This window comes from Clostridium beijerinckii (assembly GCA_003129525.1).
GTDB lineage: Bacteria > Bacillota > Clostridia > Clostridiales > Clostridiaceae > Clostridium > Clostridium beijerinckii_D.
The window spans coordinates 2,359,200-2,371,357 of the sequence record CP029329.1 but is presented as its reverse complement, the minus strand read 5'-3'; the positions used below and the strand labels follow the sequence as shown (position 1 = coordinate 2,371,357).

The 12,158-nt window shown below is 28.1% G+C and carries 8 protein-coding genes; 1 reads left to right on the top strand and 7 read right to left on the bottom strand.

Annotated features, from left to right (window positions below):
* The 5 genes from DIC82_10520 to DIC82_10500 form a co-directional block, all read right to left on the bottom strand.
* Positions 1-1,578 carry a xylose ABC transporter ATP-binding protein gene (locus tag DIC82_10520; GenBank protein AWK51439.1) on the bottom strand — a complete coding sequence of 526 codons (1,578 nt, stop codon included), beginning with the start codon at positions 1,576-1,578 and terminating at the stop codon, positions 1-3.
* A 75-nt stretch (positions 1,579-1,653) separates the two neighbouring features.
* On the bottom strand, positions 1,654-2,733 hold the full coding sequence (locus tag DIC82_10515; protein AWK51438.1) for a D-xylose ABC transporter substrate-binding protein: 1,080 nt from the start codon (positions 2,731-2,733) through the stop codon (positions 1,654-1,656).
* 432 nt (positions 2,734-3,165) lie between these two features.
* Entirely contained in the window at positions 3,166-4,515 is a 1,350-nt protein-coding gene (locus DIC82_10510) for a DNA-binding response regulator (protein AWK51437.1), read from the bottom strand.
* The gene (locus tag DIC82_10505) at positions 4,493-5,989 is read right to left on the bottom strand and encodes a sensor histidine kinase (protein AWK51436.1); all 1,497 of its coding nucleotides are present in this window, start codon (positions 5,987-5,989) and stop codon (positions 4,493-4,495) included. Before DIC82_10505 ends, DIC82_10510 begins: the two co-directional genes overlap by 23 nt.
* Positions 5,990-6,002: 13 nt before the next feature.
* Complete coding sequence (locus DIC82_10500; protein AWK51435.1) at positions 6,003-6,962, bottom strand: sugar ABC transporter substrate-binding protein; 960 nt, start codon at positions 6,960-6,962, stop codon at positions 6,003-6,005.
* A gap of 464 nt (positions 6,963-7,426) precedes the next feature.
* Between DIC82_10500 and DIC82_10495 the strand changes: the two genes are divergently transcribed.
* On the top strand, positions 7,427-9,142 hold the full coding sequence (locus DIC82_10495) for a methyl-accepting chemotaxis protein (protein AWK51434.1): 1,716 nt from the start codon (positions 7,427-7,429) through the stop codon (positions 9,140-9,142).
* Between the two features lie 240 nt (positions 9,143-9,382).
* On the opposite strand, the gene DIC82_10490 is transcribed toward DIC82_10495, so the two are convergent.
* A complete protein-coding gene (locus DIC82_10490) occupies positions 9,383-9,985 on the bottom strand; it encodes a coenzyme A pyrophosphatase (GenBank protein ID AWK51433.1) in 603 nt (200 codons plus the stop codon).
* A gap of 159 nt (positions 9,986-10,144) precedes the next feature.
* The gene (locus DIC82_10485) at positions 10,145-12,100 is read right to left on the bottom strand and encodes a hypothetical protein (GenBank protein AWK51432.1); all 1,956 of its coding nucleotides are present in this window, start codon (positions 12,098-12,100) and stop codon (positions 10,145-10,147) included.
* Positions 12,101-12,158 lie beyond the last annotated feature (58 nt).

Genomic DNA, 12,158 nt, shown 5'->3' with positions numbered 1-12,158 from the left:
TTATACCCCTCCTACAGAAGTCATACTTTCTTCTTTGTAACTTGCACTCACATTTTCATCTTTCTTTCCTACAGAATATCTCATAATCATTTCTTGAGTTAATCCTTTATTCTCAAGATTCGCTTTTATTTCACCTTCATTCATTACTAAAACTCTATCACTAATTCCAAGAACTTCTGGCAATTCAGATGAAACCATTATTATGGATATTCCTTGTTTAGCTAATTTAAAAATTAACTTATAAATTTCATACTTAGCTCCAACATCAATCCCTCTAGTTGGCTCATCCAATATTAATATTTTCGGTTCGGCTAAAAGATTTTTTGCTAGTATTACTTTTTGTTGATTTCCACCGCTTAAATTTTTTATTGCTAATTCTGTTGATGCAGTCTTTATCTTTATTTCATCAATAAATTGTAGAACATCCATCATTTCTTTATCATTATCTATTACACTTAATCCTTTTTTATATTTTAACAAATTACTTATTGTCATATTCTTAGCTACACTCATGCCTGCAATTATTCCATCTTTTTTTCTATCTTCCGGAACCATAGCTATTCCTTTACTTAAAGCATCACTTGGATTTTTTATGTTAATTTTTTTACCTTCAAAATATACTTCACCATTCTTTTCACCTTGGAAACTTCCATATATACTTGCTACCATTTCTGTTCTGCCTGAACCAACTAGACCTGAAATCCCAAGTATTTCTCCACGTCTTAATGTAAAACTTGCATTCTTCACTCTTTTTATGTTCTTATTAAATGGATCTATAACATTGAAGTTTTTTACTTCAAAAAATTCTTCACCTATTTTATGTTCTTCCCTTGGAAATAAATTTTTCATTTCTCTTCCAACCATCATTTGTACTAATTTATCTTGGTCTATTTCTTTAATAGAAACTTGACCTATTGTTGAGCCATCTCTAATTACAGTAACATTGTCACATATTCTTGTAACTTCGTTAAGTTTATGAGAAATATATATACATGTAACTCCATCTTTTCTTAAATCATCTAATATTCCCATTAAAACTTCTACTTCCCCTTCACTTAAAGAAGCTGAAGGTTCATCAAGAATTAATAATTTAGCATTTTTAGATAGAGCTTTTGCAATTTCAACTAATTGTTGGTGCCCAATACCTAAATCTCCTGCTCTAGTAAGTGGACTAACATTTAATTTAACCCTATTTAATAATTCATTTGTCTTATTTAATTGTTCACTAAAATTTACCAGTCCATGTTCGCCTATTTCATTTCCTAAAAAAATATTTTCTGCTACAGATAATTGCTTAATAAGAGCTAATTCCTGATGGATAATTGCTATACCAACTCTTTCAGAATCTTTTATACTTATTTGGTTTAATTCTTTGCCTTCAAAAATTATTTTTCCTGAGTAAGACCCAGCCGGGTGCTCTCCACTTAAAACTTTCATTAGTGTAGATTTTCCCGCTCCATTTTCACCACAAAGAGCATGAATTTCTCCCTTTTTAACTTTTAAAGATACTCTATCTAATGCCTTTACTCCAAAGAATTCTTTGACTATATCTTTCATTTCTAAAATATACTCACTCATGAAATGCATATCTCCTTTCTATATTGGGATCTAAAATTCTAATTTCAGATCCCAATATGCTGTTTATTTACTTACTTACTTACTTGGTCTTTTATCTTCTGGTACATTCTTATATACATCGTCAAATTTTTGGAAACCATCTTTTATAACAGTATCATTCATATTATCAGCTGAAACTGCTATTGGAGTAAGTAATACTGAAGGAACATCCTTTTGCCCATTATTAGTTATGCTTCCATTTGTTTGAATTTCTTCACCTTTGGCCATCTTTACAGCCATTTCAGCTGCTTTTGTAGCAATATCCTTAATAGGTTTATATACTGTCATTGATTGAGCTCCCTCAACAACTCTTTGGCAACCTGCTAAATCAGCATCTTGTCCAGAAATTGTAATTTTCCCTGATAATCCTTGTGCTTGTAATGCTTGAACAGCTCCACCAGCAGTACTATCATTTGAAGCAACAACAGCATCTATTTTATTATTGTTTGCAGTTAGCGCATTTTCCATTATCTTTAATGCTTCTTCTGCATTCCAATCTTTTACCCATTGATCTCCAACTAATTTTATATCACCTTTATCTACATAAGGTTGTATTACATTCATTTGTCCTTGTCTAAATAACTTTGCGTTATTGTCTGTTGGAGAGCCTCCCATCATAAAATAATTCCCCTTTGGAGTTTTATCTACAATTGCTTTTCCTTGTAATTCTCCAACTTTAACATTATCAAATGATACATAATAATCTACATCACTATTGGTAATTAATCTATCATAAGCTAAAACTTTTATTTTATTTTGATGAGCTTCTTCTACAATAGGTGCTATTGATTCTCCATTATGTGGTATTATAACCAAAATATCTACCCCTTGAGATATAAGGTTTTCAGCCTGTGACATTTGTGTTGTATCATCTCCATTTGCAGACTGAAAAACAACTTCTGCTCCAAGCTTCTTTGCTTCTTCTTCAAAGATTTCCTTATCATGTTGCCATCTTTCAAGTCTCAAATCATCCATACTTACACCAATTTTTATTTTCTTGTCTCCACTATCAGCTGTTTGTCCACCTGTTTTTGCTCCACATCCTGTTAATGCTGAAAATATTAATATTCCGCTTAATGTTAGACCTAATAATTTAACCATCTTTTTGGATTTCATAAGTTTATCTCCCCTTCAAATTCAATAATTTTAAATCCTTTTTACAATCTCAATTATAGATTGTTTAGTAAACGTTTAAAATAGACTCATTTGCTAACTTATAATTTTATATTGCTATCTTTTACATCGCAATTTTTTACTATGAATGATTCATTCCAAATTAAAGATTATTATGAATAATTTATTTAGCAAATGCATATGAGTCGAGTTTCCTTACTCCTTTCATCTATTACATTAGGTCCTATGTATTTAAAACAAAAAAATAATCTAGATTGAGTTCTAATATAAGATATCAATCTAGATTATTTTAATAATATGATAGTAATATATTGCTTATTACCATAGTTTTTTATTTGAACTATGTGTCTACTCTTTACGTAATGCATAAAAATAGTTATTATTTAGTGTAGAAATCATCTGTCTACTGTTTTTTTACATAAATTTTTCTTCATATGTTATTTTGAAGTTAACTGGACTTACTCCTTCGTATTTTTTAAATACTTTGCTGAAATAATTAGGATCGTTATATCCAACTTTATAGCAAACCTCTTTAACATTCATTTTCCCACTTGAAAGTAATTCCTTAGCTATATCTATTCTACATTTATTTATATAATCTGAATAACTTGTACCTGTAACTTCTTTAAAAGTTCTACTAAAATAATATACACTTAAACTGAAGTTACTAGCAACTTTCTCCAGTTCTAACTCTGTCTCAATATTTTCTTTAATAAAATTCTTTACATTTTCAAATAACTTTGCCTTTATTTTATTAGCACTTTTATTATTTTTTACATCAATAAAATTACTATTATCAATATTACTATTAATAAATTTATCATTCTTTAATTTATCATTAATATCACCTATATGAATAATATTTACATTATCTGAGTTATATATTAGACATTTTGTAGCTTGTCTATATGATTCAACTATTTGTTCTACTGAATTATATATTTCTCCAAGTCCAGCTCTTATTGAAACATTAAATCTCTTTTTTATTTCCCTTCTCAAATTAAAGGCAAGATCAATTTCTAAATTTTTAAAATCATTTATATCTTCATTTTCTATTTGTATAAAATAAGTTAATTCCTGATAAAACACATAATTCCCTATGCACTTATCCTTTCTATTAATGTATTCCTTAATATACTCGCCTATCTTAATTTTAATTTTATCTTTTTCATTCCTACTTGCATGTTCATAATCATACTTGTCTTTAATAGATATAACCATTGCATAGCTATTGATGAAATTCATATTTAAACATTGCAAATACATTCTATAATCGACATCTTCGAGTTTATCATTGATTATTAAATCACTTAGTTGATTTTCTAATACTGGTAATAATGTATATATTTTCTCTTTGTTTTCAATCTCACTTTTCCTCTTATTCTGTTCCTTCTTCACAAACTGAATTCCTGAAGAAATTTTCTCAATTATTTCCTCTTTTGTGAATGGCTTTAGAAGATATTCCTTTACATTTATTTTCACAGCTTCTAATGCAAAATCAAAATAATCATAAGCAGTTAAAATTATGCTATATAAATTAGGTAATGTAGTATTTATTTCCTTTAAAGCTTGTATTCCGTCTATTCCTGGCATTTTTATATCCATTATAACTATATCTGGTCTAATACTTTCCGATAATTCAATTGCTTCCCTCCCATTTCTAGCTTCATATACGTCTAATTCATCCGGAAAACTTTCTTTTATTATATGATTAAGTGTTTCTCTATCATATTTTTCATCATCAGCAAGTAATATTTTCATCATTATTGCCATCCCCCATTATTGGTATTTTTAAATAAACCTTTGTCCCCTTCCCCTCTTCACTCTCTATTTTAAACATATCTTTTTTGTCATATAAATATCTAAGTCTCTTTTCGACTATATTTATTCCAAGTCCAGTTGTATGCCCAATATGTTGAGTATCATAATTATAGTTATTAATTTTATCCAAAATTTCCTTTGGAATTCCAACACCATCATCCTGAACAATAACACTGCAAATTCCATATTCATTGCTTATACTTATATCTATGCATCCACCCTCTTCTTTAGATTCTATCCCATGTATAAATGCATTTTCTACCAATGGCTGTATTGTCATCCCTGGAACCTTTACTTTTTTCATATCCATATTTACATTTAAATTAAATTTCACTCTATCGTCAAACCTACGTTCTTGAATATATATATAATCTTTTACAATATTTATCTCTTCTTCTAACAGTGAATTTGTATTCATACTTCTTAAAGAATATCTTAGTATATTTGATACTGATTTTATTAATTTACTTGTAGTCGTAGCATTTTCCATTATAGCTGTTGCATTTACACAATTTAAAGTATTAAACAAAAAATGTGGATTTATTTGGGATTGCAACACTTTTAAATCAAATTCTTTTAAAGCGTTTTCATATTGGAGATTTTTCATTTCTTCTTCTTTTAATTTTTTTTCTAATATAAGCTTATCATTAATTGAACTTATGAAGTTTTTTATATCTTTTATCATAGTATTAAACGTTTTTATAAGCACATCTAATTCATATATATCAGTTTTATTTCCTTCATAATATTCAAATTGCCCTTTAGATACCTTATTAGATGTTTCAACTATTCCTTTTAACCCTTTTGAAATATTTCTTATAAAAAACATAGCATATATTACACACATAGATAAAATCAATATTAGATAAGTTGCTAAAGCTATATATACAATTCTACTATTTTTATTCAATTCTTTATAAGCTATACTGCTAGTTTCTAAATAGTTTTGCATCAAAGTAGATGCATATATATTGAAATATGAAGCAATATTTTTAGTTGCTATAAAATCATCATAATAAAAAATATATCCTTCTTTATTTTCATAAGCTGAAATTGTTTTTTCTGAACTTTCTTTATATGATCCTAAAGTATTATCTAAATCACGTAAAATATATTGACTTCTGCTATCAGAATTTTTTTTCAATGTTTGTATTTTTTGCTTTGCTAGAAATACTTCATTATTATAACTTTCTTTACTTTGTTCAGTGCCATTTAATATATATTGATTAAAACTGTCTAAAGAACCATCAATGTGTTGTTTAATTTCATTTGTTATAAGCATATTATTAAGCATATTAACATACCCATCTTCAATTTTTTTGCTCATTGCTAAGGATATAATATTGCATATACCTATTGGGATAATTAAACATATAACAAATATAATAAATTTGCTATTTAAACTTCTAATTTTCAAATTTGTCGTCTCCTTACCTATAAGTATCTACGTTAGTTTTATTAATTATATTTACATTAGTTAAGTATTTTGAATCAATATTAGTATTTCCTTCAATTTTATCCATAATGATATTAACAGCTTTATATCCCATTTCATCACTTTTCTGTACTATTGTTGCTGTTACCAATCCATTTTTAATATTATTTAAAGTTTCTTCTAAATCATCAAAACATATAATTTTTACTTTACCTTGATCATTCAGCCCTTTTATTGCTTTAGCTGCTCCAATACCATCAAGGGCTGACGTACAAAATAATGCATCCACCTTATTGTTTCTATTCAATATCTTTCTAGTTATAATTTCTGCTTCAAGAAGCATAGCATCGGATGAGTCTTCATCTATAATTTTCAAATTAGAATTTGAAGTTATATAATTCTTAAAGCCTTCTACTCTTTCTTTTTGATTTTTAACGTCCTTTCCTCCCATTACTATTGCAATATTTCCAGTAGTTCCAACTTGTTGTACCATTTCCTTTCCTGCAACTTGTCCAGCTAAAATATTATCAGTTCCAACATATGATAACCTATTGCTATCTACTTCATCTGAATCTATTGTCACTACCGGTATTCCCTTTTCCATTGCACTATTAATTTGCTTTTTATATTTCCCCTCTTCTTGAACATATGTTATTATTCCACTCACTTTAGCAGATGTAGCCATTTCAAAAAGTTTTAATCCTTCCTCTGTACTTGCAGTTGTTGGCCCAATAAATTCTATTACTGCGCCTCTTTCCTTAGCAGCTCTTTCTGCCCCTTCTCTTACATTCACCCAATAAGGGTTTGTCTTTATATGAGATATTAATACTATTTTAGGTTTTATAGGACTTATTTCCACCCCTTTATCTCTTAGTAAATATAAGAAAAATAAATTACTGCTACAAAAAAGTAGTAATAACCCAATAATTACACTCCATTTAAAATATTTATTCATTATTTAAGACTCCTTATATGTATTCATAAAATATATGTGTTTTTTTAATTTATCTTTACCAATATACTCCGAATTTTCAATAATAACGTCCAGAAAACATTTACAAACATAAATAAATTATACCTAGCATTCTAAAATACTTTTTAAATGTTCTTTAATAATGTTATTTTAACGTTCTTTTTTTTGTTAGTCAATATTTTTTGTCCATGCATTGCCATTCCTCTTGTTGCCGTATATATTCCATTCCACCCCCTAACATGTTATTTGTTATATATTGTATTTAATAGAATTATTTTAAAAATTTATGATAGAAATTGGTTTGATTTATTTAATATTTTGGAATAATATATTGAATAATGAAATAATTGTAATCCTTTTTACATAAAACATTTATTTTATTTTAATAAATATTTTAGTGTGTTAAATCATCTGTTACTAAAAAAATAAATAAAAGGAGTATATTTATGAATTGGTTTAAAAAATTAAAAATAGTACAAAAATTGATATCAGCTTTCATGATAGTTGCAATATTGATAGGACTTGTTGGATTTATCGGAATATATAACATGAATACGATTAATTCTAATGCGGTTACTATGCATGACCACGATTTGGAAACAATAAAGTATTTAACAACCATAAAGCAAAATTTCACTGATATTCGAGCTGATTTATTAGAACTTGTATATCAAAAAAATAAATATGAAAAAAATACTGTTTTAGAACAAGAAATTAATTCAATAATTAATGAAAATTATCTTCTGATTGATAAATATGAAAATTCATTACTTTCTGAATCAGATGAAACAACCTTCTCGCAGTTAAAAGAAAATATAGGGGTTTATATGGCTGCTTGTAATAAAGTAATCAATTTTTCTCATGATAATAAATACGCTGATGCGGAAACTAGTCTCACTAGTGTTACTGAAGCCAGAAAAAATATATATACAAATCTAAGCACCCTAATAGAAAACAGTACTACTCAAGCAGATAATTTCAATCAAGCAAATAATTCAACTTACACAACTTCTTTGTATCTTGCAATTTGCATAGTAATATTAGGTTTTATTATTGCAATTGCATTAGGTTCATCAATATCAATTATGATTTCAAAACAAATTAATCAAGTACTAATATTTGCTGAAGCTCTTGGAAATGGAGATTTAACTAAAACAATAAAAATTAACTCAAAAGATGAAATAGGCAATCTTTCAAAAGCATTAAATAATGCAAATGAAAACATAAAAAGTTTAATAGTTGAAATACTTAATAGAGCTAATGATATAAGTGCAACAAGTGAAGAACTTTCCGCTACGACCGAAGAGATTTCATCTAAAATGGAAGTAGTAAACGAATCTGCTGAGCAAATATCTAAAGGAACCCACGAACTAAGTTCTACTACCGAAGAAGTGACTGCTTCAACAGAAGAAATAAGCGCTACCACAAATATACTTTCCAAAAATGCAAATGATGCAGCAATATCCGTAAGTCAAATAAAAAGACGTGCTACTGACATAAAGGATAAAGCATTAATAAATATAGAAAAAAGTAATTTAATTTATGGTGATAACCGATCACATATTCTAAAGGCTATAGAAGATTCTAAGGTTGTAGAAAAAGTTAAAATAATGGCTGATTCTATTGGAGATATAGCAGCACAAACCAATTTGCTTGCTTTAAATGCTGCTATAGAAGCAGCAAGAGCTGGAGAACAAGGCAAAGGATTTGCTGTTGTTGCTGATGAAGTACGAATTCTTGCCGAACAATCATCTGAAGCAGTTGCTAATATTCAAAATATGGTATCACAAGTTCAAATTGCAGTTGGAAGCCTGTCTAAAAGTGGACAAGATGTACTTGAATTCATGTCTACTAATGTAAAACCTAGTTATGAGCTTCTTATGAATACAGGTGTTCAATATGAAAAAGATGCTGAATTTATGAATAATCTAATAGAAGAATTTGCATCATCAGCAAAACAAATGGATCAAGTTGTAATGCAAGTAAGTAGTTCTATACAAAATGTTTCAGAAGTTGCTCAAGAATCTGCAACTGACACTAAAGAAATATTAAATAATGTTACTGAAATAACATTTGCTATTACTGATGTTGCAAAATCATCACAAAGTCAAGCTGAACTTTCACTAGAACTTAATAAAATGGTACAAAAGTTTAAAATATAATTTAAATACTTATTAAGTCTTAAATATATTTGAGTAATGAATAACCTATCGATATATTCCAATCCATGTTGAATTTACTTTCATCTTTAAATAAAAATGGACTGTCTTAAAATAAAGTTTAGATACAATGTATTGCAATTAAACTTTGAAAGCAAGCAATACATTGTACTATTTTTCTATTTAGCGACAGTCCCTCTTTTAATTATCATTTTGGAAATTTATTGTCATTTCTCAAATTGGCTACAATTTCTCTAAAAAGTTTTTTAACATTTCCGCTGTAATTCCCCATATATTGTAATTTTGATATTTATAAAATAGAGATCTATAATTAGCTTCTCTGAATTTATAATTTTCTTTGTTAACTATTAAATCATATGGAAATTCTTCTGGTCTCTCAAATTTTAATTTACTATTTACTTCTAAAGGTTCATGATTCAAAAGATAATTTAGTGGAACATAAAATACATGATCAACTTCACTTTCATTTATATTAATTTCTTCAATGTCTTCAATAATTCCCAAGTAAGGATGAATTATTATACCATCGTATCTAACCACAGTATCTAATTCTTTTATTATTTCAATATTTTCAATCCCTAATTCCTCAAACAATTCTCTTAGTGCTGCTTTTTTAGGTATTTCATTATCATCTATTTTTCCACCTGGAAAACATATATCCCCGGGTTGGCTATTCAATTTCTTTGCTCTTACTTCAAATAATATAAACACTTGATTATCTATTTTTACTAGTGGAATAATTATAGCTGATCTTTTCATTCTTTCCCAACCGTTAATGTAAGGTTTATTGTTCTTTATTTTATTTTTTATATCATTTATGTTCATATTCTATAATCTCCCCCTAACCAGTTGTTGTATATTTATATTATATCAAATATTATCTTTAAGAAATATATATTTAATACACTATTTAAGGCACAATAAAAAACTGACATAAAACCAAACTTCATTTTCATCATATTGTAAAATTGAATGTTCCCTATATTATAAATGAGCATTTTTTACCCATACTATCATTTCTCCTGAATTCCTATTCGCCCATGAATAATAAGGTATCCATTTTAATTTTTTATCTTGAAATTTAATTTCTGCATTAGATTTATATAGGCTATCTTCATCCCAGTCTTTCTTTAGGAGTATTTTCCCGTTTCCTTCAATTGTTACAACTCCCTCAAGTAAATCTTTTTCATATTCATAAGTAAATTCAGGATTCTCACTTAAATAAACTCTGTGTAAATCTCTTCCGTTATCTTCTTCTTCAAGACAATAAACAATCGGTCCTCTCATAATAGCAACCTTTCCAATATTTTCCCTCACACTAGGATTAGCTGTCATTATTTCTACAAGCATTTCAAAATATATATTAATTTCATCATTGTTTTTCCAAGTCCTTATAATATAAGCATATCCATCAAGCATTTCGTATTCTACTTCTTGATTATTTACTTTTATATTATAATTCCTACACCACTCTGGTATTCTTAATGCAAATTCAAAAGTAGCTTCCTCTTTCATATTTAAGCTAATATTAATGTTTTCACTCCAAGGATAATTTGAATTAACACTCAATATTATGTCTTTACTAGAAAGATTAACAGATATCTCTCCGCCCATATATAAATGCATAAATAGAGTATTCTCTCTTAGTGAATACGCATAACTTCCAATTGATGATAAAAGTCTTGCAATATTAGGAGGACAACATGCACATCCAAACCATTTTTGACGTTCAACTTTTACATGTGCTCTTAAATGGTCTTTTTCAGAAGCCTCTGGTACTACTTCCAACGGATTTACATAGAAAAACTTTTTCCCATCAAGTGACATTCCACTTATGATGCCATTATATAATGCTTTCTCCATAACATCTGCATATTCCGATTTTGGTATAATTTCAAGCATCCTTCTTGCAAAAAATACTAGTCCAATAGATGCACAAGTTTCAGCATAAATAGTATCATTTGGTAAATCATAGTCATAAGTAAAGGCTTCACCATATTGTGATGAGCCAATGCCTCCTGTTATATACATTTGCTTTCTAGTCATATTTATCCACAGACGTTTACAAGCTTCTAACAACTCATCGTCATTGGTTTCTTTAGCTACATCAGCCATTCCAGAATATAAATATACCGCTCTTACAGCATGTCCTACAGCCACAGTTTGTTCTCTAATTGGCTTTCCTGCTTGATAATACTCATATTTAAAATAACTGTCATCCCACCAAAATTTATTTTCATACCTAATACCTTCTTCTTCAAAGTATAAAGGTAATTTGCCTCTTTCATCTATAAAATATTTTGCTAGTTTTAAATATTTCTCATCTTTTTTTATTGTATAAAGTTTAATTAATGCCATTTCAATCACTTCATGACCTGGATATCCATGTTTTTTATTTTCTTCACTCCCCAAAATAGTATCTACATAATCTACATATTTAATTACTGCATTTAAAAGTTTATCTTTACCTGTTGCTTGATAATATGCTACTGCCCCTTCTATCATATGCCCTAAACAATATAATTCATGATTATCTCTTAGGTTTGTCCATCTCTTATCTAATCCATTTATAATATAATAAGTATCTAAATATCCATCTGGTTGTTGTGCTGCACAAACAATATCAATTGCTTCATCAGCAGTATTTTCTAAATTCTCATCCTTATGCCACATGAGTGAAAATCCAACAGCTTCTATCCATTTTGCAAAATCACTGTCTTGAAATACAAATCCTTTAAATTCTCCTTCCATTATCCCCGCTGCAATTTTAAAATTTTGCATACAATAGCTAGGTTCTGCACCTTCAATCCTATCATTGAGTGCTTCCCATTGATACGGAATGACATGTATCCTTACAAGTTCCATCATCTTTCTCCAAAAATTATCAGCTATATTTATCGAATCAATAGGTAAAGGTTTACTAAATTTGCTTTTTTCCATTATTAATTCCTCCTAAAACTTATATAACGTCTAAATCATGATATTTTTAACTAGTTTA

Bases quoted from the DNA above. Each gene is read 5' to 3' on its own strand.
- DIC82_10520 (AWK51439.1), bottom strand. From the start codon at position 1,578: ATGAGTGAGTATATTTTAGAAATGAAAGATATAGTCAAAGAATTCTTT.
- DIC82_10515 (AWK51438.1), bottom strand. From the start codon at position 2,733: ATGAAATCCAAAAAGATGGTTAAATTATTAGGTCTAACATTAAGCGGA.
- DIC82_10510 (AWK51437.1), bottom strand. From the start codon at position 4,515: ATGATGAAAATATTACTTGCTGATGATGAAAAATATGATAGAGAAACA.
- DIC82_10500 (AWK51435.1), bottom strand. From the start codon at position 6,962: ATGAATAAATATTTTAAATGGAGTGTAATTATTGGGTTATTACTACTT.
- DIC82_10495 (AWK51434.1), top strand. From the start codon at position 7,427: ATGAATTGGTTTAAAAAATTAAAAATAGTACAAAAATTGATATCAGCT.
- DIC82_10490 (AWK51433.1), bottom strand. From the start codon at position 9,985: ATGAACATAAATGATATAAAAAATAAAATAAAGAACAATAAACCTTAC.
- DIC82_10485 (AWK51432.1), bottom strand. From the start codon at position 12,100: ATGGAAAAAAGCAAATTTAGTAAACCTTTACCTATTGATTCGATAAAT.